19 protein-coding genes are annotated in these 21,111 nt (G+C 72.2%); 10 read left to right on the forward strand and 9 right to left on the reverse strand.

The genetic code is table 11. The annotated features are described in order from the left end of the window. Nucleotides 1-7: 7 nt before the first annotated feature. The 5 genes from O7619_RS13165 to O7619_RS13185 are packed head-to-tail and all read left to right on the forward strand — an operon-like array spanning nt 8 to nt 5,467. Nucleotides 8-697 (forward strand): cysteine hydrolase, encoded by a 690-nt coding sequence (locus O7619_RS13165; RefSeq protein ID WP_282287984.1) that lies wholly within the window; start codon nt 8-10, stop codon nt 695-697. Between the two features lie 12 nt (nt 698-709). Beyond that, on the forward strand, nt 710-2,338 hold the full coding sequence (locus O7619_RS13170; protein WP_282287987.1) for a regulator: 1,629 nt from the start codon (nt 710-712) through the stop codon (nt 2,336-2,338). Nucleotides 2,339-2,374: 36 nt separating this feature from the next. Then, entirely contained in the window at nt 2,375-2,758 is a 384-nt protein-coding gene (locus O7619_RS13175) for an AtzH-like domain-containing protein (protein WP_282287989.1), read from the forward strand. A gap of 40 nt (nt 2,759-2,798) precedes the next feature. Next, a complete protein-coding gene (locus O7619_RS13180; RefSeq protein ID WP_282287991.1) occupies nt 2,799-3,578 on the forward strand; it encodes an ABC transporter ATP-binding protein in 780 nt (259 codons plus the stop codon). Continuing rightward, complete coding sequence (locus O7619_RS13185; RefSeq protein ID WP_282287993.1) at nt 3,563-5,467, forward strand: hypothetical protein; 1,905 nt, start codon at nt 3,563-3,565, stop codon at nt 5,465-5,467. The genes O7619_RS13180 and O7619_RS13185 overlap by 16 nt, the downstream gene beginning before the upstream one ends. A gap of 35 nt (nt 5,468-5,502) precedes the next feature. Here O7619_RS13185 and O7619_RS13190 read toward each other — a convergent pair whose 3' ends face one another. The 3 genes from O7619_RS13190 to O7619_RS13200 all read right to left on the reverse strand — a co-directional run bounded on the left by O7619_RS13190 (nt 5,503) and on the right by O7619_RS13200 (nt 8,575). After that, complete coding sequence (locus O7619_RS13190) at nt 5,503-5,922, reverse strand: PPOX class F420-dependent oxidoreductase (protein WP_282287995.1); 420 nt, start codon at nt 5,920-5,922, stop codon at nt 5,503-5,505. Between the two features lie 121 nt (nt 5,923-6,043). Further along, complete coding sequence (locus O7619_RS13195; RefSeq protein WP_282288813.1) at nt 6,044-7,351, reverse strand: cellulose binding domain-containing protein; 1,308 nt, start codon at nt 7,349-7,351, stop codon at nt 6,044-6,046. A 420-nt stretch (nt 7,352-7,771) separates the two neighbouring features. After that, nucleotides 7,772-8,575: an SDR family NAD(P)-dependent oxidoreductase gene (locus O7619_RS13200; RefSeq protein ID WP_282287996.1), complete on the reverse strand. Its 804-nt coding sequence runs from the start codon at nt 8,573-8,575 to the stop codon at nt 7,772-7,774. A 78-nt stretch (nt 8,576-8,653) separates the two neighbouring features. Between O7619_RS13200 and O7619_RS13205 the strand changes: the two genes are divergently transcribed. The 4 genes from O7619_RS13205 to O7619_RS13220 all read left to right on the forward strand — a co-directional run bounded on the left by O7619_RS13205 (nt 8,654) and on the right by O7619_RS13220 (nt 11,425). After that, nucleotides 8,654-9,058 (forward strand): helix-turn-helix domain-containing protein, encoded by a 405-nt coding sequence (locus tag O7619_RS13205; RefSeq protein ID WP_282287998.1) that lies wholly within the window; start codon nt 8,654-8,656, stop codon nt 9,056-9,058. Nucleotides 9,059-9,108: 50 nt separating this feature from the next. Next, nucleotides 9,109-9,606 (forward strand): YcxB family protein, encoded by a 498-nt coding sequence (locus O7619_RS13210; protein ID WP_282288000.1) that lies wholly within the window; start codon nt 9,109-9,111, stop codon nt 9,604-9,606. 134 nt (nt 9,607-9,740) lie between these two features. Then, a complete protein-coding gene (locus O7619_RS13215) occupies nt 9,741-10,607 on the forward strand; it encodes an aldo/keto reductase family oxidoreductase (RefSeq protein ID WP_282288001.1) in 867 nt (288 codons plus the stop codon). Nucleotides 10,608-10,657: 50 nt separating this feature from the next. Beyond that, entirely contained in the window at nt 10,658-11,425 is a 768-nt protein-coding gene (locus O7619_RS13220; RefSeq protein ID WP_282288002.1) for an FCD domain-containing protein, read from the forward strand. A 1-nt stretch (nt 11,426) separates the two neighbouring features. Here O7619_RS13220 and O7619_RS13225 read toward each other — a convergent pair whose 3' ends face one another. The 5 genes from O7619_RS13225 to O7619_RS13245 are packed head-to-tail and all read right to left on the reverse strand — an operon-like array spanning nt 11,427 to nt 18,144. Beyond that, entirely contained in the window at nt 11,427-12,566 is a 1,140-nt protein-coding gene (locus tag O7619_RS13225) for a mandelate racemase/muconate lactonizing enzyme family protein (RefSeq protein ID WP_282288003.1), read from the reverse strand. A gap of 28 nt (nt 12,567-12,594) precedes the next feature. Next, the gene (locus O7619_RS13230; RefSeq protein ID WP_282288005.1) at nt 12,595-13,461 is read right to left on the reverse strand and encodes a carbohydrate ABC transporter permease; all 867 of its coding nucleotides are present in this window, start codon (nt 13,459-13,461) and stop codon (nt 12,595-12,597) included. A gap of 4 nt (nt 13,462-13,465) precedes the next feature. After that, nucleotides 13,466-14,344: a sugar ABC transporter permease gene (locus O7619_RS13235; protein WP_282288006.1), complete on the reverse strand. Its 879-nt coding sequence runs from the start codon at nt 14,342-14,344 to the stop codon at nt 13,466-13,468. Between the two features lie 5 nt (nt 14,345-14,349). Further along, entirely contained in the window at nt 14,350-15,714 is a 1,365-nt protein-coding gene (locus tag O7619_RS13240) for an extracellular solute-binding protein (protein WP_282288008.1), read from the reverse strand. Nucleotides 15,715-15,747: 33 nt separating this feature from the next. Further along, on the reverse strand, nt 15,748-18,144 hold the full coding sequence (locus tag O7619_RS13245; RefSeq protein ID WP_282288009.1) for a ricin-type beta-trefoil lectin domain protein: 2,397 nt from the start codon (nt 18,142-18,144) through the stop codon (nt 15,748-15,750). Between the two features lie 208 nt (nt 18,145-18,352). Between O7619_RS13245 and O7619_RS13250 the strand changes: the two genes are divergently transcribed. Then, a complete protein-coding gene (locus tag O7619_RS13250; protein ID WP_282288010.1) occupies nt 18,353-19,372 on the forward strand; it encodes a LacI family DNA-binding transcriptional regulator in 1,020 nt (339 codons plus the stop codon). Here O7619_RS13250 and O7619_RS13255 read toward each other — a convergent pair. After that, complete coding sequence (locus O7619_RS13255) at nt 19,369-21,105, reverse strand: glycogen debranching protein (RefSeq protein ID WP_282288012.1); 1,737 nt, start codon at nt 21,103-21,105, stop codon at nt 19,369-19,371. The two genes, O7619_RS13250 and O7619_RS13255, sit on opposite strands and share 4 nt — an antisense overlap. Nucleotides 21,106-21,111 lie beyond the last annotated feature (6 nt).

Here is a 21,111-nt window from a genome sequence, read left to right on the forward strand (position 1 = left end):
CAGCAGCATGGTGACCGTCGACGCCCGTCCCGCCCCCTACACGTTCGACCTTCCGAGCACCGCGCTGCTCGTCATCGACATGCAGCGCGACTTCCTGGAGCCCGGCGGGTTCGGTGAGAGCCTCGGCAACGACGTCGGCCAGCTCCGCCGCACCATCGCGCCGCTCGCCGCGCTGCTCGCCGACGCCCGCGCCGCCGGCCTGACCGTCATCCACACCCGCGAGGGGCACCTGCCCGACCTCTCCGACTGCCCGCCGGCCAAGCTGCGCCGGGGCGCGCCGAGCCGGCGGATCGGCGACCCCGGGCCCAACGGCCGGATCCTGGTCCGGGGGGAGTACGGCCACGACATCGTCGACGAGGTGGCGCCGCGCCCCGGCGAGCCGGTCGTCGACAAGCCCGGCAAGGGCGCGTTCCACGCCACCGACCTGGACGCCCTGCTCGTCGCGCGGGGCGTCCGCAGCCTCCTGGTCACCGGTGTCACCACCGAGGTGTGCGTGCACACCACCGTCCGCGAGGCAAACGACCGCGGGTACGAGTGCCTCGTGCTCGCCGACTGCGTCGGGTCCTACTTCCCGGAGTTCCACCGGGTCGGACTCGACATGATCGCCGCCCAGGGCGGGATCTTCGGGTGGGTCGCCGACTCCACCTCGGTCCGCGCCGCGCTGCCCACCGCCTCCCTTCCGCGGTCCTCCTCCTGACCGGGAGCAGCCATGGTCCCCTCCAAGTCCACCGCCGTGCCGCTCCCGTTCTGGGTGCGCGGCGACACCAACGCGTTCTTCGGTTTCGGCGTCAACGTCCTGGTGAACGTGCTCACCCTGACCGGGCTGTGCCTGGCGGTGGTGAACCTCCCCGAGGGGGAGGTGTTCGGCACCATCCTGCCGGCGCTCGGCATCGCACTGGTCGCCGGCAACATCTACTACACCCACCTGGCGCGGCGGCTGGCCCGGCGGGAGAACCGCACCGACGTGACGGCCCTGCCGTACGGGCCGAGCGTGCCGCACATGTTCATCGTCATCTTCGTCATCATGCTGCCGATCTACCTGCGCACCCAGGATCCGGTGCGGGCGTGGGAGGCCGGGCTGGCGTGGGCGTTCATCATCGGCGTCATCGTGCTGGTCGGCGCGTTCGTCGGTCCCTACATCCGCCGGTACGCGCCGCGGGCCGCCCTGCTCGGCACGCTCGCCGGCATCTCCGTCACGTTCATCTCGATGAATCCGGCCGGGCAGATGTGGCGGATGGCCTGGGTCGCCCTGCCGGTCTTCGCGCTGCTCCTGATCGGCCTGCTCACCGACGTGAAGTTGCCGTTCAACTTTCCGATCGGGCTCGCCGCGCTGCTGCTGGGCACCGCGATCGGCTGGCTCGGCGGGGCCATGTCGGTGCCGGACGTCACCGCCGCCGCCCGGGACGTCGCGGTCGCCGTACCCTCGTTCCGGGTCGACCTGCTGCTCACCGGCCTGGGCGACATGGCGCCGCTGCTGGCGACGGCGATCCCCCTGGGGGTCTACAACTTCACCGAGGGCATGTCCAACGTGGAGAGCGCCGCGACCGCCGGCGACAACTACAACCTGCGCAGCGTGCTGCTCGCCGACGGCGCGGGCGCGATGATCGGCGCGGCTCTCGGCTCGCCGTTCCCGCCGGCCGTCTACGTCGGGCACCCGGGCTGGAAGGCGGCCGGCGGCCGGAGCGGCTACTCGATGGCGACCGGCATCGTGATCGCGGTCCTCTGCTTCCTGGGCATGTTCGGCCTGCTGGCGACGATCTTCCCGACGCCGGCCATCGTGCCGATCCTGCTCTACATCGGGCTGCTCATCGGCGCGCAGGCGTTCCAGGCCACGCCGCGGGCGCACGCCGCCGCCGTGGTCGCCGCGCTCATCCCGAACATCGCGGCCTGGGCCACCAGCCAGATCGACAACGCCCTGGCGGCGGCCGGCACCACCGCCGCCGCGGTGGGCGACGACGCGCTCAACGGCGCGGGCGTGGTCTACGACGGGTTGCTGGTGCTCGGCCGGGGCGCGATCCTCGCCGGCCTGGTGCTCGGCGCGATCGTGGTCTTCATCATCGACAAGCGGTTCGTCCGGGCCGCCATCTTCGCCGGCACCGGCGCGGCGCTGTCGTTCATCGGGCTGATCCACGGCGAGAAGATCGAGTGGAACGCCAACGGCCCGGTGGCGCTCGGCTACCTCTTCGTGGCGGTGATCTGCGCGGTCTTCGCGCTGGGCCGCCCCACGCCCCGGGTACCCGACCCGGAGGAACGGGAACTGGACCGCCGGCACGAGCCGTCCTCCGTACCCACCGGCCCGGCCGCCGTCGAGCAGCCGGCGCCGGCGGTGAGCGGCTGAGGCCGGCGGAGCCGACGGCGGAAGGGGACGAACCGCATGGAGATCGACCGGTCGGACGTGGTGGCCGAGGTCACGGCGGCCTTCGCCGACTACGAGCAGGCGTTGGTCGACGGTGACGCGGACCGGATCTGCGGCTGGTTCTGGGATTCCGAGCGGACCGTGCGGTTCGGCCTCGCCGACCACCAGTACGGACTGGACGAGCAGCGCAAGTGGCGGGCCGCGCAGCCGCCGCTGCCCGCCGGCCGCCGGCTGGTCGACCCGATGGTCACCACGTTCGGACCCGACCTCGCGGTCGTGACGACCCGGTTCGGGTACGCCGGGACCGCCGCCACCGGCCGGCAGACCCAGACCTGGGTACGCCTGCCGGCCGGCTGGCGGATCGTCACGGCGCACGTCTCCGAACCCGCTTCCCCCGACTAGGATCGGCCCGGCAATCCTCGTCGGACGGAAGTGTCTCCCCATGCGCCTGCCCGCACCGGACGATTCGTCACCCGCGTTGGAGTTGGTCGGGCTGGTCAAGCGCTTCGGTCCCAAGACCGCGGTGCACGACGTCACCCTCCGGGTGCCCGCCGGCTCGTTCTACGGGCTGGTCGGGCCGAACGGCGCCGGCAAGACCACCGCGCTCTCGATGGCGGTCGGGCTGCTCCGCCCGGACGCGGGCCACGCCCGGATCTTCGGCGTGGACGTGTGGTCCGCGCCGGTCGAGGCCCGCGCCCTCGTCGGCGTGCTGCCGGACGGGCTGGCGTTGCCGGAACGGCTGACCGGCCGTGAGCTGCTGGTCTTCCTGGCCCGGTTGCGCGGGCTGGACCGGGCGACCGCGGCCGGTCGGGCCGACGAGCTGCTCGACATCCTCGACCTGCTCGACGCCGAGCGCACGCTCGTCAACGACTACTCCACCGGCATGCGGAAGAAGATCGGCCTCGCCACCGCGCTGCTGCACGCGCCGCGTCTGCTCGTGCTCGACGAGCCGTTCGAGGCCGTCGACCCGGTCTCCGCGCTCACCATCCGCGGGATGCTGCGGACCTTCGTCGCCGGTGGCGGCTCGGTCGTGCTCTCCAGCCACGTGATGGCCCTCGTCGAGCAGGTCTGCGACCACGTCGCGGTGATCGACGCCGGTCGGGTGGTGGCCGCCGGCACGCTTGCCGAGGTGCGGGGCGGTGGGAGCCTGGAGAGCCGTTTCGTCGCGCTCGTCGGCGAGGGCGCCGGCACCGGGAGGGTGCCGTCGTGGCTGGCGTCCTGATCGCGATGCGCCTGCGGGTGCTGGCGCACTCGCTCACCGGCTCCCGCGCGGCCGACATGATCACCGGTGGGGTGGCGGGCCTGCTGCTGGCTCTCGGCACCATCGCGCTTGTCGGCGCCGATCTCGTCCCCGACGCCGCCCGCGCCGACCTGCTCGCCGTGCTGCTGGCCGGCTGGATGTTCGGCTGGATCCTCGGTCCGGTCTACACCGGCGGCGGCGAGGACAGCCTGCGGCCGGAGCACTTCAGCCTCCTGCCGCTGCGACCGCTGCGCCTCGCGTCCGGTCTGCTCGTCGCCGGGTTCGTCGGCATCGCGCCGGTGGTCAGCCTGATCGCCTTCGCGTCGCTCGTCGTCTTCGCCGCCGGCCACGGCGCGGCCGGCGTCGCGGTCTCCGTCGCGGCCGTGCTGCTCCAACTGGTCCTGGTCCTGGTGTTGTCCCGGCTCGTGGTCGGAGTGCTCGCGGTCGCCGTCCGGTCCCGGCTCGGCGCGGTGCTGGCCGCGGGCGTCAACGCGGCCATGGCGGTGCTGCTCAACCAGTCCTGGGTGCTGATCTGGGCGGCGGTCGACTCCGAGCTGCTGACCTACGGGTTCCCGCCCCGGTTCGCCACCGTCCTGGCGTGGCTGCCGTCGTCGTGGGGGATGACCGCGATCGAGGCGGCCGGCGACGGCGACTGGGCCCGGGTGGTCGCCGCGCTCGGGGGCCTGGCGGTGCTGATCGTCGCGGCCCTGGCGATCTGGGCGCGCCTGCTGGTGCGCCGGCTCACCACCCGACCTCACCAGTGGGCGCCGACGGGCAGCGGGCGGCAGGGGTCGCTGCTCGACCGGCTCGCCGACCGTAGCGCCACCGGCATGGTCGCCGCGAAGGAGCTGCGCACCTGGTCCCGCGACCTGATGCGGACCCACCTGTTCTGCTACGCCGTCTTCTTCGGCGTCCTCTACACGCTCGTGCCGCTGGTGGTCGACTGGTGGGGCATGCTGCCGTGGGCCGGGCTGATCGTCGCGGTGATGGCGGCGGCCACCTCGTCGAACCTGATCGGCCTCGACGGCACCGCCCTGTGGCTGGGCCTGGTCAACCCCGGCGGGGAGCGCGCCGAGATCCGCGGTCGGCAGCTCGCCTGGCTGCTCCAGGTCGCCCCGGTCACCATCGTGCTCACGGTGGTCGGCACGATCCTCGGCGGCACCGCCGGGACCTGGCCGTGGGCGCTCGCCCTGCTGGCCGCGACGCTCGGCGGCGGCGCCGGACTGCTCGTCCTGATCGCGGTCTACGCCCTGGTCCCGGTGATGGAGCCGAAACGGCGCAGTGGCAACCCGCTCGAAGCCGGCCCGATCTTCGGACAGGTCATCGTTGCCCTGCTGCTGACCTGCCTCACCGCGGCGCCGGCCGCCGCGGTCGCCTGGATCGGCACCCACTTCGACCGGCCCGCGGTGACCTGGGCGGCGGTCGCGGTCGGCCTGGCCACCGGCGGATGGCTGACGGTCTGGGGCGGCCGGCGGGCCGCGGCCCGGCTGCGGGCGACCGGCCCGGAGCTGCTGGCCGCCATGCGCGGCGGCGGCACGGTGTCCCTGGCCGCCGTCGACAGGCAGGGGCGGGTCGCCGGGTCGGTGCCGGAGCTGCCCCGGCGTACGTCGATGTTCGTCACCTTCTGCTGGACGTTCTGCTGGATCCCGCTGATCCCGCAGGGCCTCATCCCGCTCTGGATGATCCACAGTGGTAGCGAGAGCCGGGTGTGGTTCGCCGCGCTCTACCTCGACGACCCGTGGCGCGTCCCGGTGGCCCTGGCGTTCGTCGCGCTCGGCCTCGCCCTGCTCGTCACCGGCACGGTCATCCCGCTGCGCCACCACCGCCGGCACCGCCTCGCCCGGTCACCACGGGAGCCGAGCCTGACCTGACCGCCCGGGACTCCGGACCGGAGAGTCCGCCGGGGTCAGCCGACCTGGCTGCTGTCCTTCAGCGCGCCCCACCCGTGCCAGCGGTCGATGTCGATCAACGCGCTGACCCGGGCGCGCTCCCGCCGCGGATAGGCGTCTCCGGTGTAGTGCCGCGCGAGCCGGTCGATGTCGGCGAGACCCTCGTCGTCGCGCAGCTCGGTGACGCGACCCATGATGCTCAGGTGCGTGTACCAGCCCTGCTCGTCGAGCACGGTGAGGGTGACCCGCGGGTCCTTGCGCAGGTGCGCCAGCCGGCGGCGGCCCTCGTCCATGTTCACCAGGATCCGGCCGTCGTCCCACAGATACCAGGTGGCCGCCGACACCGGCTGCCCGTCGGGGCGCAGCGTGGCGATGACGGCGGGATTCGGCTTGCGCAACATGGCGACGGCGGGCTCGGGCAGCGGCGGCTTCGACATTGCTCTCCTCTTCGCGACGGCTCTGTCTCCGCACTGTACGTACCGGCCGCGGCCGTCGCTCGCCGTACCGCAGGACGCGGGCCCGGAGCCGGGTGGCTCCGGGCCCGCTTCTCCACTGCGGTCAGGAGGTGGTGCAGGTGACGTTGCCTGGTGCGGTGGCGCCGTTGCCGGTGGCGGTGAACCCGAAGGTGGTCGAGGCGTTCGGGGCCACCGTGCCGTTGTAGGCGGCGTTCTGGACACTGACGTTGCCCGTGGTGCCCGTGTTGACGCCGTTCCAGAGGCTGCTGATGGCCTGGCCGCTGGCCATGGTCAGGCGTACGGTCCAGCCGTTGATGCTGGCGGCGGAGTTGTTGGCCACGGTGACCTCAGCCTGGAAACCGCCCGGCCAGGTGTTGATGGTGCGGTAGGTGGCCGCGCAGCCGGTCGGCGCGGGAGTCGTCGGCGGCGGGGTCGTGGGCGGGGTCGAGGTGGGCGGCGTGCTGGTGGGCGGCGTGCTCGTCGGCGGGGCGGTGGTCGGCGGCGTGGTCGACTCGAACTGGCTGAAGAACCGCCAGATCTCCCCCGACGTCCAGGTCCGGGAGTCGTTCGGGCTGCCCGAGCCGTCGACCGGGCTGGGGGTGTGGTCGCCGTCGAACGCGGCCCACTGCACCGGGTAGCCGGCGCGGCAGCCGGAGTAGGTGGTGGTGATGTGGCTGAAGCTGTTCATCGCCGGCTCGCGCGGGCTCTGCGGGGTGCAGCCGTTGTTCCGGACGAACGTGTCGCGCAGCGACCGGCCCATGGAGATGTTCAGCACGCTGTCGTGGGTGCCGTGGATGCCGAAGTAGGGCACGGGCTGGGTGCCGCCGTTGCATCCGCTGAGGTTGGCGCCGGACAGGACGGCGACCGCGCGGATGACGCTGGCCCGGGCGCAGGCCACCGCGTAGCTCATGGCGCCGCCGTAGCTCCAGCCGAGCGCGAACCGCTGGCTGGTGTCGACGCAGAGGTCGTTCTCGACCTGCCGGGAGATGTCGTCGAACAGGGTCAGGTCCCGGCCGTTGGTGTTGGCCCAGCCGGCGTCGATGCCCTGCGGCGCGACGAAGATCGTGCTGTTGTTCGACAGCGGCAGCAGGCCGTAGTAGCCGGCCGACGCGACGTTGTTCGCCGAGCCGTTCAACCAGTGGAAGCCGAAGACCAGGCGGTAGGGGTGGTTCCGGTCGTACCCGTCCGGGATCCGCAGGATGTAGCTGCGGTTCTGTCCGCTGCTGGTGATGGTGCGGGTGCCGTTGCTCAGCGTGGGTGCCTTGCCGCAGCCGGCGGTCGCGGCGAGGGTGCCGTTCGTCGCGGCCTCCGCCGCGCCGCCGAAGCCGGCGTTGAGCACGCCGGCGGCGGTCGCCGCGAGGAGCACGGTGGCGGCAGCGAGGGACGAGAGAAGCTGTGTGCGTTTCACTATTGCTTGCCTCCTTGCCAGTGGTGGTGGTCCGGTGCCCGGGCGCGCGCGGGGTTCGCCTGCGGGAGGGCGTGGGGGACAGGGCATGCGGCGGGCCGACATCGTCCGGCAACGACCTGCGGTCGCTGCCGTCGGCGCGACGGCCCGGACTGGTCACCGAGCGGCGGAGGTGTGCCTCGGCGGCACCTTCCGACTGCCGGGGTGACCGGGAGCGTGCCCTTCGCTCCCTGTTCCGAAAGATAGCAGTTTATCGATAACATTCTCAACCGCCCACGTTCCGGAACACGCCCCGGCGGCCGGCGGCGCCGACCGCGTTTCTCCCGGTCAGGTGAGGCGGGTCCCCACCTGCGAAGCGCGCCGACGCCGCCGAAACTCTCGCCCGGGCCGCCGGAAACTTCCGGACGGCACGATGACTGTTAACGCTCACAGCGAGCGGGCCGTCAGGTGTTCCGTGAGGTCCATCAGACGGTCGGCGTCGCCCGGGTCGAGCGTGGGGAGACTGAGTGGGAGCTGCCGGTTCCGGTCGACCGCGGTCAGCGGCGCGGTCGGCGGCGCGTCCAGGAAACGGTGGATCGGAGCCACCGCCTCCGCGACCGGGCGCGCCACCACCGAGGCCGCGGCCAGCAGCCCGCGGACGACAAGCGGAAGTGTGCTCCGGTCGCCGCTCCTGGTGAAACCGGGGTGGTAGAGCACGTACCGGGCGCGGCTTCCGGACCGTCGGGCGAAGCCGACGCCGAGCAGGTCGTTGGCGCGACCGGCCTGGAGCTGCGCGGTGACGGCCGAGTAGCCCGACACCAACTGCGGATCCGACCAGCGGACCCCGCCCCGGGTGACACCGACGCCGGCGACGTTCACGATCACCGGCGTGGCGGCCCGGTCCAGGGCCGGACGCAGCCCGAAACTGAGCAGGTAACGACTGAGGTAGTAGAGCGCGAACGTGCGCTCCAGCCCATCGGCGGTGACGACGCGGCGCGGGGCCACGGCGTTGGCGAACAGCGCCAGCGCGTCCACGACGGGGTAGGCCGTGACGAGGTGCTCGACGACCTGCCGGGTCTCGGCAACGCTGGACAGGTCGACGGGAAGGAAGGTGACGGAGGCGCCCGCCAACGCCTCGCCGCGCTCGCGGTTGCGGCCGAGGACCACCACCCGGTCTCCGCGTGCGGCGCGTTCCAGGGCGAACGCGCGTCCCATCCCATTGGTGCCACCGCTGACCACCACGACTGCCATGCCGCCCCCCGACTACCGTTTCCCGTTGACCGTGCTCATCCTGGGCGGGGGGCGGCGGACGCGAAAGAAGGCACTTTCATGGTCGCAGGGAACACCGGTGTGCGTACCGCGCTGACCGGGCACCGGTTGCCGGAGCCCGTTCCGGCCGGGGAGTATGAGCACTGCCCGGTGACCGACGTGCTGCGGCGGGTCAGCGACAAGTGGACGCTTGTGCTTGTCACTCTGCTGGGGCGGCGGCCGTACCGGTTCAACGAGTTGAACCGAGCCGTCGAGGGCATCAGCCAGCGGATGCTCACCCGCACGCTGCGCACGCTGGAGAGCGACGGCCTGGTCGAACGGGAGGTGCTTCCGACGTCGCCGCCGAGCGTCGAATATCGGCTGACGCCCCTCGGTGTCAGCCTGCTGGAGCCGCTGTCCGCGCTGGCCGGCTGGGCGGTCGACCACCACGCCGAGATCACCGCGGCCCGACGCGCCGCCGCCTGAGGTTCGGCGGGGCACGAGCCCGCCGCCGCGCCGGGCACTATCGTTCGGGCGTGCACATCCGTTTCGACGTCCCGGCCGATCCCGCCTACCCGGGCCGCGTGGCCGCCGCGCTCGGCAGAGTGCGGCTGCGCCGGTTCGGATACGTCGGCGCGGCGCTCGCGGCGGTCGGGGCGGTCGGTCTCGTGATCTCCCGGGTGGTCCCGGACGGCGGCCGGTTCTCGTCGCTGTGGACGGCGCTGATCGTCGGCGGCCTGCTGTCGATGCTCTACTCGCCCTGGGTGCGGTGGCGCGCCCGACGCCGCTCCGGTCGCTACGCCGTCGACGGCGGCTACGACATCACCGACGACAACATCATGATGCGCAGCGGCTCGGAGTCCGGCGGCATCGCCTGGGACGGGGTCGCCCGGGTCGAGGAGACCCCGGAGTTCTGGATCGTCTACGTCGGCCGGATGCCGGCGACCGTGCTCCCGCGCCGGCTGATGACCGCCGGGGACGACGACACGTTGCGCGCCTTCATGGCCGGACGCGGCCTGCTGCGGCGTCCGTGACGACGTCCTCGCCACACCCGCGCAACCGGCATCCAGGCCCCGCCGATCCCCGGATCAGCGGGGCCTGGTTGCGCCGGCCGGCAGCGGGCACCGTGGGGGTGCCGCCGGAAACTCCGGCGCGCGGAAGGGAACCCATGACAGGCGACAGGCTTCCCGGTGGCACCTACCAGGTGGGCGACCTCACCCTCACCCGCTTCGGCTACGGCGCGATGCAGCTCGCCGGGCCCGGCGTGTTCGGGCCGCCCAGGGACCGCGACGCCGCCGTCACCGTGCTGCGTACGGCCGTCGAGCTGGGCATCCGGCACATCGACACGGCGGACTTCTACGGCCCGCACGTCACCAACGAGATCATCCGGGAGGCGCTCGCGCCCTACCCGGACGACCTGCACATCGTCACCAAGGTCGGCGCCCGCCGCGACGAGCGGGGTGGATGGCCACCCGCCCGCAGCCCGGCCGAGCTGACCCAGCAGGTCCACGACAACCTGCGGCGCCTCGGTCTGGACGCGCTCGACGTGGTCAACCTGCGCGTCGGCGGCCTCGACGCGCCCGAGCCGGGCTCGATCGCCGAGCCGTTCGGGGCGCTCGTCGAGCTGCGCGACCAGGGGCTGATCCGGCACCTCGGGTTGAGCACGGTCACCGCCGAGCAGCTCGCCGAGGCGCAGGCGATCGCCCCGGTGGTGTGCGTGCAGAACCTCTACAACCTGGCCAATCGCGGCGACGACGAGCTGGTCGACAGCACCGCCCGGCAGGGCGTCGCCTACGTGCCCTACTTCCCGCTGGGCGGCTTCACGCCGTTGCAGTCCGGCGTGCTGGACCGGGTCGCGAACCGGCTGGAGTCCACGCCGATGTCCGTCGCGCTGGCCTGGTTGCTGCACCGTTCGCCGAACATCCTGCTCATCCCCGGCACGTCCGCCGTCGCCCACCTGCGGGAGAACATCGCCGGCGCGGCCCTGGAGCTGCCCGCCGACGCGCTCGCCGAGCTGGACGCGGTGGGCCGCTGAGCCGGCCGCGGCCCGACCTCGCCGGCGCGGCGCTGCACTAGGGTGTAGCCATGACGGCTCGCGTCGACGGGTTCGCCTTCCCGCCCCGCCGCCCGGCGGAGCGCCTGGGGGTGGCGGTGGTGAGCGAGCTGGTCGAGCTCGTCGTCACCGGCCAGCTCGGCGAGGGCGAGATGCTTCCCCCGGAGGGGCCGCTCAGTGAGCACTTCGGGGTGAGCCGCACGGTGATCCGGGAGTCGGTGAAGCGGCTCGAGGAGAAGGGCCTGGTGGTGGTCTCGCAGGGCCGCGGGACCCAGGTGGCCCGGGTCGGCTCGTGGAACATGCTGGACCCGATCGTGCTGTCCGCGCTCATCGACAACGACGAGTCGCTCGGTGTTCTGGACGAGCTGACCGTGGTCCGGGGCAGCCTGGAGGGGGCGATGGCGGGCGCCCTGGCGAGCCGGCGGACGACCGAGGAGCTGACCCGGGTCGAGCACGCGCTCGCGGCGATGCGCGAGATCCGGCACGAGACCGACTCGTTCCGGCAGGCGGACGTGGTCTTCCACTTCACGGTCATGGAGCTGTCCCGTAACCGCCTGGCGGAGAACATCTGCAAGCGGCTCTACCGGCGGGCGCTGGAGAGCAGCCGCTACCACGGGTTGAAGTACGAGAGCGCGTTCGAGTCGACGCTCGACGAGCACGCGCGGGTGGTCGACGCCATCTCCCGCCAGGACGTGGCGGGCGCCGAACGCGCGATGCGGGACCACATCGTCGGTTCCTGGCGACGCCGCCGGTTCCAGGGGCCGCCCGAGGAGCCGGAGCCCGGCGGCGCCCCGGCGTGACTCAGCGCTCGGGGACGAGGCGCAGGCCGGCCCGGCCGGGGCGGACGTGCGGACCGGCCACCGCGGGCGGGCCGGTGAGCGCCGGAGCGGCTTCGAGGCGCCGCTCGTCGACCCGGATGCCGAGGCCCGGCAGGTCGCCGAGGACGATGCCGCCGTCCGCGATCTCCTGGTCCACCGCCAACCCGATCGGCCAGGAGAAGTCCTGGATCTCGCAGGCCAGATGGTTGGGCACGGCGGCGGCGGCGTGCGCGAGCGGGTTGGCGTGGTACGCCACCGGGCTGACCGGCAGGTCCCGCCCGTGCGCCACGGCGGCAGTACGCAGGAAGTGGGTGATGCCCCAGACGCTGCCCACCTGGACGACGTCGACGGCGTCCGCGTCCAGCAGCGGCCGGTACTGTTCGAGGCCGGTGAGGTTCTCGCCGGTGGCGACCCCCGCCCGGACGCCGCGGCGGACCGACGCGAGACCGGCCGCGTCCCACCGGCGCACCGGCTCCTCGATCCAGGTCAGGTCGACGGTACGCTCCAGCGCGGTGACGAACCGGACGGCCTGCGTGCGGTTCCACGCCTCGTTGGCGTCGAACATCAGGGCCGGGCGGGGCGAGTTGCGGCCGAGGATCGCCCGGATCGCCTCCAGCCGGCGCCGGTCCCGTTCGACGTCGTGGCCGCCCTTGAGCTTGGCGGCGTCGAAGCCGCGCTCGGCGAAACGTTCGTACAGCCGCCCGAGCGCGTCGTCGTCGAGGGCGATGTCCAGCCCGGAGGCGTAGCCGGGGACGAACCGGTCGGCGGCGCCGATGGTGCGCCACAGTGGTTCGTCGGCGGCCTTCGCCTTGAGGTCCCACAGCGCCATGTCGATCGCGCCGATCGTCCCGAACGTCGCGCCGGCGTGGCCGGTCTTGAAGACCTGGTTCAACATCCGGTCGTACAGCGCCGGGGCGGACCGCGGGTCCGCGCCGTCGATCGCGTGGAACACCCGCTCCACGTCCGGGTGCGCGCCGAGGCCGACGCCTTCCAGGCCCGAGTCGGTCTCCAGGATCAGCACCGGCACGTCGGTACGGGTGTCCGGCATGACCCCGTTGGCGTCGCCGATCAGCCGTCCCCAGTCGTGCGCGGTGGTGCGGCTGCGGTAACCGGTGACCTTCACAGTGCTGTTCCCTCCGTGGGTGTCGTGGTCAATCCTTGGTGCCGCCCGCCGTCATGCCGGCGACCAGGAAACGCTGGGCGAATGCGAAGACGACGAGCACCGGCAGCACCGAGACGACGGTGGCCAGGGCGAGCGTCGGCAACTGCACCGACTGGGCCCCGGCCGAACTGGGGTTGAACGCCGGCGTGGAGGCGAGCAGCGAGGTCAGGCCGACCTGGATCGGGTAGCCGTCGCTGGCGGGCAGCATGACGAAGGGCAGGAAGAAGTTGTTCCAGTTCTGCACGAAGCTGAAGAACCCGACGAGCGCCACGATCGGGGTGGCCAGCGGCAGCGCGATCCGGGTGAAGACCTGGAACTCGCCGCACCCGTCGATGCGCGCCGCCGCCAGCAGGTCGCGCGGCAGCGCGGTGGAGAAGTAGACGTACGCGAGGTAGACGCCGAACGGGAAGAACGACATCGGCAGGATCACCGACAGCGGGCTGCCGATCAGCCCCACCACGTTGAGTTCGAGGAAGATCGGCAGCACCAGCGCGGTGTTCGGGATCAGCATGACGACGAGCGTCAGCACCAGCAGCAGCCGGCGCAGGCGGAACTCGGTGAGCGCCAGCGCGTACCCGGCCGGGATGCTGACGGCCACGGTGATGACGAGCGCGCTCAGCGCGTAGAGGGCCGAGTTGGCGACCCAGGTGGTGACCGCGCCGTCCTGGAACCGGAAGAGCTGGTGCCAGTTGTCGCTCAGGTCACCGACGCTCCCGGGGCGGAACGGGTCGGTGGCGACGAGATCGCGCGCCGACTTGGTGGTCGCCACCAGCAGCCACCCGATCGGGACGACGAAGAAGAGCACGAAGACCGTGACCACGGCCCCGAGCACCGCCCGGCCGGCGCGTGCCGTCATCGCGTCAGTCCGTTCCGAACAGGCCGCCGCGCACCACGAAGACGGCGGACAGGGCGAGGGCGACGACGAGGAGCAGCAGCGAGATGGCCGCCGCGCCGTTGAAGTCGTTGTGCCCGAAGGCGTACTGGTAGGCCAGTTGGTTGAGCGAGTAGTCGTTCGGCACGACCGCGTTGCTCGCCTGCGAGAGCAGTTGCGGCTCGACGAAGAGCTGGGTGCCGGCGGCGAGCGACATGATGCCCATGTACGAGATCCACTTGCGCAGCAGCGGGAGCTGGACGTGCCAGGCGATCTGGACGGCGTTCGCCCCGTCGATGCGGGCGGCCTCGATCACCTCCGCGCCGATGGTGTTCAACGCGCCGTACATGATGACGACCCACCCGCCCGCGCCGGTCCAGAACGCGATGATCGCGAAGATCGCGGGCAGGTTCCCCGGCACGATGACCTGCACGAAACTGTGGAAGCCGAACAGGCGCAGCAGCCCGCTGACCGGGCTCGCGGTGGGGTCGAGCACGAACAGCCAGAGCAGCACGCTCGACGCGCCGGCCACCGCGCCGGGCAGATAGAAGACGAGCCGGAGGGTACGGCTGAGCCACCGCACCCGGACGGCGTGCACGACGACGGCCAGGAACGACACGAGCACGACCAGCGCGGCGAGCCAGATCGCCAGGTAGAGCGCGACGTGGGCGACGGCCGGCGCGAACCGGAAGTCGTCGAGCACCCGGGTGAAGTTGTCCACCCCGGCGAAGCCGCCGGTCCCGGTGGTGAACGCCAGATAGAGGGCGTAGAGGGCGGGCAGCACGCCGAACGCCAGGGCCAGCGCCGCGTACGCCGCGACGAAGCCGTAGCTCAGCGCGCCGCGCCCCCTCGTGCCGCCGGCAGCCATCGGCGTCACGTGACCGTGTAGCCGTTGACCTGGGCCTGGTTCCGGATCGCCTGTTCCCACTCGGGGAGCAGTTCGGCCACGCGCCGGCCGCTCGCGATCGCCGGGGTGACCGTCTTGGCCCAGATCGCCTCCTGGCTGAAGACGCCGGAGCCCCAGCCGTTCCAGATGCTCGCCCCGGCCTCGGTGACCGGCCCGAGGTCGGTGGCGTAGTAGCCGCTCGCCTCCTGCTGCTTGATCCACTTCTCGGCGGCCGGCGCGTACGCCGGGTAGCCGGGGGCGAGCGTCACCTGGTAGTCGTCGGCGGTGGTGACGAACTCGACGAACCCCGCCGCCGCCTTCAGGTTGCGGGAGTGGCTGCTGACGAACCAGGTGCCGCCGCCGACGTTGCCGGTGACCGGCGTCTCTCCCCGCCAGGGCAGCGGGGCCGCGACGCCGAGCTGGCCGGCGGGCACGTCGAGGGACTGCGGGTTGTGGAAGATGGCCCCGGCGTACCAGGCCGGGCCGGGCAGCATGAGCACCTTGTCCGCGTACGTCTTGACGAACTCGGGGGTGAAGACGCTGATGTTGGGTGCCGTGCGGTTGCGGACCAGGGTGTCGACGAGCGTCGCGGCACGCCGGCACTCGGTGCTGTCCGTGTTCACCGTCACCGTGCGGGGGCCGGTGATGCCGTTGGCCTGGCACCTGCTGCCCCAGAAGTAGATCTCCGGGGTCCACGGGTCACCGACCGTGCCCACCAGATAGCCGGGGTGTTCCGGCGCCACCCGCTCGCCGAGCGCCTGGTAGTCCTCCCAGGTGGCGGGCAGGGTGTACCCGAACTCGTCGAGCAGCTTCCGGTTGTACCAGAGCACCACCGGGGCGAGGTCGTTACGCAGGCAGTACACCTTTCCGTCCACGGTGCACGGGTCGAGCGCGCCCTTGGTGAACCCGTCGAGCACGCCGCTTCCGACCAGCCCCCGGCCGAGCACGGCCGCGAACGCCTGCTTGCCGTTGCTCCGCTGGCTGGCCCACGCCGCGTCGTTGTTCTGGGTGGAGAACACGACGTCGGGCCAGCCGCTGCCCGCCCGGTCGAAGAGTTGGATCTTGGTGCGGAACGAGTTGGAGCCGTTGGCCGACCCGTCGTACGTCTCGACCTTGAGCGCGACGTCGGGGTGGGCCTTCCTGAACGCGTCGACGGCCTTCGAGCGGTCGGCGTCCACCCAGACCGTGATGGTGGCCTTGTCGTCCTGGGTGACCTGGGGAAAGCCGTAGGCGCCGGGGGAGGACTCGTCCTTGCCGCACCCGGTCAGCGCCAGGACGCCGGCGAGCGTCCCCGCGACACCGGCGGCGAGCAGCGACCGGCGAACGGCGATGACGCGCGGTGTGTGTGCCATGTCGGTGGTCCTTCCCGATCGCTGCCGGCCCGGTCAGCCGCGCAGGCTCCACTGCTGGTTGGCCTGGCCGTTGCAGGTCCAGAGGATCAGTTTGGTGCCGTTCGCGGTGCCGGCGCCGTTGGCGTCGAGGCACAGGCCGGATTGTTGGCCGGTGATGGTGCCGTTGGCGTTGACGTTCCACTGTTGGTTGGCCTGGCCGTGGCAGTCCCAGATGATCACGGCGGTGCCGGGGCTGGTGCCCTGGCCGTTGGCGTCCAGGCACTTCGAGCCGTACACCTGGAGTTGCCGGCCGGAGGTGACGGTGAAGCGTTGGCCGCTGGCGCTGCCGCAGTCCCAGAGCTGGACCTGCGTGCCGTTGGTGGTGGACGAGTTGGGCACGTCCACGCACCGGCCGGACTGCCCGCCGACGATCTGCCGGGTGCCGCCGGTGGGCGGCGGGGTGGTGGGGTCGCCGGTGCCCTGCGGGCCGGCGGAGTTCATCACGGTCTGCGCGCCGGACGGCCAACTGCCGTTGGTGACCGTCGTGTTGCCGTAGACGACGTTCCCGCGGTCGCCGTTCGTGACGTTCGTGCTGCCGTTCGTCGACCAGTTGTTGGTGACCGTCCAGTTGCCCATGTTCTCGCCGCCCCAGTAGTTGGCGGTGGCCCAGGTGCCGGTGTTGGAGAACACGTTGTTGGTGACGGTGTAGTACTTCGAGCCCTCGTCGAAGTAGACGCCGAAGTAGCCGTTGGTACGCAGGCAGTAGTTCTCGCTGATCAGCGCGTTCGGGTCCCACCCCAGGGTGTAGATGCACCCGCCGTCGTTCATCTGCTGCATCACGTCGTGGACGTAGTTGCCGACCACCCGGTTGTTGGACGCGGTCGTCGGCGTGCTGTAGCGCGGTTGGTAGTTGTAGAGGCCGCGGTTGGCGTACTCGTTGTTGCCGCCGGCGTCGTTCGATCCCCAGCCGTACCCGATCGTGATGCCCGAGTAGGGCAGGTTGTAGATCTCGTTGTGGCTGATCGTGGCGTTGGTGACGTAGGTGGGCAGCACGGAGCTGATGCCGCGGTAGTCGAGGCCGAGGTCGTGGATCCGGTTGTTGCTGACGGTGATGTCCCGGTTGGTCATCCGGGTGTCGCTCGGGTGGTGCGCGTCGGCGCGCACTCCGCCGATGACGAAGCCGCCGGCGGCGTTCCGGGCGATCTCGGAGCGGGTGACGGTGATGGCGCTGGCGCCCAGGCCCACGCCGGTGCCGTGCGCGTTGGCGTCGTTGCCGATGCCGATGGCCGTCTGTCCCAGGTTGACGAACTGGGAGTCGCTGAACGTGATGGTGTTGGCGGCCGAGACCTGCACCGCGGCGGGCATCTGGAACCAGTTCGGTCGGGCCGCCTCGAACTGCTGGCAGCCGGAGGTGCAGGAGCCGAACCCGGGCCACGACCAGGTGCCGGCGATGTACGAGCCGGTCTGCTGGTCGACCCAGCCCTGGTTGCTGCTGGGGCCCAGCCAGCTCGTGCCGGTGAAGGTGATGCCGCTGAACGCGATGTGGTGCGCCGGGCTGGCGTAGCTGCCACCGACCTGGACCAGGGACTGCACCACCGGGAACTCGACGTCCACGTTCGCCATGTTCTGGCCGGAGCGCGGGATGTAGTAGAGCGTGCCGGTGCCGGTGTTGACGTACCACTCGCCCGGGGAGTCGAGGAACTCGTACGCGTTCACCAGGTAGAACGGGCCGGCCCGGAACGGGTTCATCAGGGTGTCGTAGCCGAAGTTGTTGTTGTTCCACGCCGGCTGCGCCATGGTGAGCATGCCGCCGCTGATGCTCTGCACCGGCGAGTATCGGTCGGTGAACGAGTTGACGCCCTCGACCTCGACCCGGTTGGCGTTGGCGACGGTGTTCAGGTAGTTCAGGTTGCCGTTGGTGATCCGCAGCCCGCTGGCCGAGGCGCTGAAGTCCGACCGGTTCACCTGGGTGCGGGCCCGGGTGGCGACCTGACCGTCGACGTAGAGCTGCCGGGTGTCCAGCCCGGCGCCGACGGTGGCCTTCCAGATGTTGCGGCCGGAGTCGGCGACGGACCAGCCGGTCACCTGCTTCGCCCCGCTGATCGCCGGGTGCGCGCCGGACGCGGCCTGCCAGCGCACGGTGTGGCCGTTCGTCCCGGAGTCGGCCGCGCCGAACGTCAGCGGCGAGGTCACCCGGTAGACGCCGTCGGCGAGCTGCACCACGATGTCGTCGGTCATGCCGCCGGTCATCGTGCGCACCGTGGCCTGGGCCGTGGACAACGCGCAGGGTTGTGCCGCGGAGCAGGCGCTGCCGGTGCCGTCGGGGGCCGCGTACAGCGTGGTGACGGCGGCCGACGCGGACGAGGCGAAGGCCGCCACCGCGATGCCGGCGGCCACCGTCGCCAACGCGAGGCCGGCGGCGGCGGACCGTCGCAGGGCGGATGGGTTCACGGGGACCTCCCCGGTCGTGGGTGTGCGGTGCGACGGCGACGGCGCATCGGCGGGCAGAGGTATGACGTCTGATGTTAAGCGTCGATGTCGAACCGGTCAATATAGAGATACGTCTATAACGTGCGGGCGCGCGTTGACAGGCGTGATCGCCCCGACCTAGGGTCGGCCCACCAGGTGAACCGATTCGACGACCGTTGCCGGGAGCGGGATGAACATCGGTGAGATCGCCCGGCGGGCCGGGGTGTCCCGCAGCACGGTGTCGTACGTGCTGAGCGGCAAGCGACCGGTCTCGGCGGCCACCCGGCAGCGCATCCAGGCCGTCATCGACGAGCTGGACTACCGCCCGAACGCCAGCGCACGCGCCCTCAAGGAGGGCCGGACCCGCACCCTCGGCCTGGTCATCCCGCCCGCCAGCCAGCGCCTCACCGACATGCAGCTCGGTTTCGTCGCCAGCGTGGTCGAGGCCGCCGCCCGGGCCGACCTCGACGTCCTGCTGTCGCCCTCCGGCGGCGACCACGACCGGTCGTTCGAGCGGATCGTCACCGGCCGGCGGGTCGACGGGGTGGTCCTGATGGAGATCCGGTTGACCGACGAGCGGGTGACCCGGCTGGAGCAGACCGGCCTGCCGTTCGTGACCATCGGCCGCACCGCGCAGCCGGCCGGGATGAGCTGGGTGGACGTGGACTACGGCGGCCTCATCGCCAGGTGCGTGCACCACCTGGCGGACCTGGGGCACCGCACCGTCGCCCTGGTCAACCGGTCGGCCGAACTCGTCGCCGCGGGCTACGGCCCGGGCAGCCGGGCGCTCACCGGCTTCACCACGGCGACGAGGGAACGCGGCCTGGTCGGCGTCGACGTCTGCTGCGGCGACGACGTCACCGCCGGTGAGGCGTGCGTCGAGGAACTGCTGGCGAGCCATCCCGACGTCACCGCGGTGGCCACCGTCAACGAGGCGGCCCTGCCGGGCATGCAGCGGGCGCTGGAGACCGCCGGGTTGGTGGTGCCGCGCGACTTCTCCCTCACCGGGGTCGCCGCCCGGCACTGGGCGGAGAACTTCCGCCCGCCGCTGACCGCGGCGGACGTGCCGATCGTCGACATGGGCGCGGCGGCCGTGTCGCTCCTGCTGGAGCGGATCGCCGCGCCCGAGACCGCGCCCCGGCACCGGCTCTACCGTCCGCCGATCTCGCTGCGCGCCAGCACCGGCCCGGTGCCCCGGACCGCCCGCTAACCGCCGGCCCGCCGCCGGTCGTCGCCGGCCAGCAGGAGATAGCCGCTCGCGGTCCAGGTGTACGCGCGGTCCCGCAGCCCCGCGCCGGTCTTGGCGTCGAAGTTCTCGGCGAAGCCGGACCGCTCGCACAGCACCCGGAACCGCCGGCTGATCTCGTCGGCGAGCCCGGTGTGCCCGGCCCGGCGCAACCCGTCCTCGATCAACACGGTGGCCGGGGCCCAGATCGGGCCGCGCCAGTAGCCGTCGGCGGCGTGGTGCGGCGAGTCGAGCGGCTCGGTGGCCAGCCCGTGCTCGGTGAGGTGGGCCTCGACCCGGCGGGCGAGGACGGCGGCGACGCCGGCCGGAAGGGCCTCGCCGAGCACGACCGGCATCAGGTCGAGCAGGCTGGTGCCGGTCCGGCCGCTCCCGGCCCGGGCGTTCTCGGCCTGGGCGTTCTCGGCCCGCGCGCTCCGCGCGGTGAACCGCTCGCCGGTCCACAGCTCACCGAGCAACGCCGACCGGACCTCGTCGGCGACGCCCGCCCACCGCGTCGCCTCCGCCGGGCGCTCCAACTCGTCGGCCAGCTCCGCCAGGCACCCCAACTGGATCACCAGGAAGGCGGCGAGGTCCGGGGTCTCGATCACCCGGTCGTCGTCGAACGTGGTGGCGTTGTCCCAGCCGCTGTCGTTGCCGTGCTGGTAGTGCGGCAGCCGTCGACCGGGCGCCCGCCGGTGGTCCAGCCAGAACGTGGTCCACCGGGCCAGCCGCTCGTAGACCTCGACCAGGTCGTCGCGCGACGGCGACCGGCCCGACCGCTGACGCAGCCGCCGCAACGCCCAGCCGTGGATCGGCGGCTTGACGAAGTTGTGCAGGATCTCCGAGTGCGTCACCGAGTCGGGCAGCGCCCCGGCGTCGTCCATGTGGTCGAACGGCAGGTGGAACTGGTGCCAGGCGAGGTCGGCGTCCCCGCCCGCGAGGGCCAGCGCATTGAAGCAGTGGTCCCAGCTCCACACCTTGTTCATCCAGTGCTTCGACATCAGGACGGCGGGCCGGGTGACGAAGCCGGCAGCCCCCACCGTGGCCGACCACAGCACGTACGCGGCCAGCTCGGCGGCCGGGGTCTCCGCGTCGCGCCACGGCGCGACCGCCTCGACGAACGCCGCGAAGTCGGCGTGACCGGCGGCGACCAGGCCGTCGAAGTCGGCCGTGGCCCGGTACGGCCGGCGGGCGGTCGCGTACTCCTCGATGGCGACCTCCCACGGCCGGTCGGCGGGCAGGACCAGGCCCCGTTCGGCGGTGCCGAGGGCCTGCGCCCCGACCGTCTCGGCGGTGCCAGCGAGCAGGGTGACCCGGTAGCGGCGGCCGGTCTCGTACGAGGTGAACACGGCCGAGGAGTCCGTCGGGTCGTCGTACAGGTAGGTCCCGCTGAACGGGGTGAGGGTGGCCGCCGCGGCGGTGATCCGCAGCCCGGCCCCCCGGCCGCGCAGCCGGAGCGTGTCCGGGCCCGCGTAGGTCAGCTCGACCCGGCCGACCTGGTCGTCCCAGCTCAGCAGCGCCGGCCGGGTCGTCACCGTGGCGTCGGCCGGCGCGCTGAACTGCAGCACCGGGTGCATGCCGTTGCGGTGCGAGACGAGGTGCAGGTCGTCGGCGTAGGTGTTCTCGGCGACCACGGGGGAGACGCTGAGCCAGGACCCGCGGTGGCTGAACGGAATCTCCCGGACGGAGAACGCCGGACCGGAGGGGGCAACGGTCATCTGGGC

The sequence above is a fragment of the Micromonospora sp. WMMD998 genome, assembly GCF_029581235.1.
In the GTDB taxonomy this organism is placed as follows: Bacteria; Actinomycetota; Actinomycetes; order Mycobacteriales; family Micromonosporaceae; genus Micromonospora.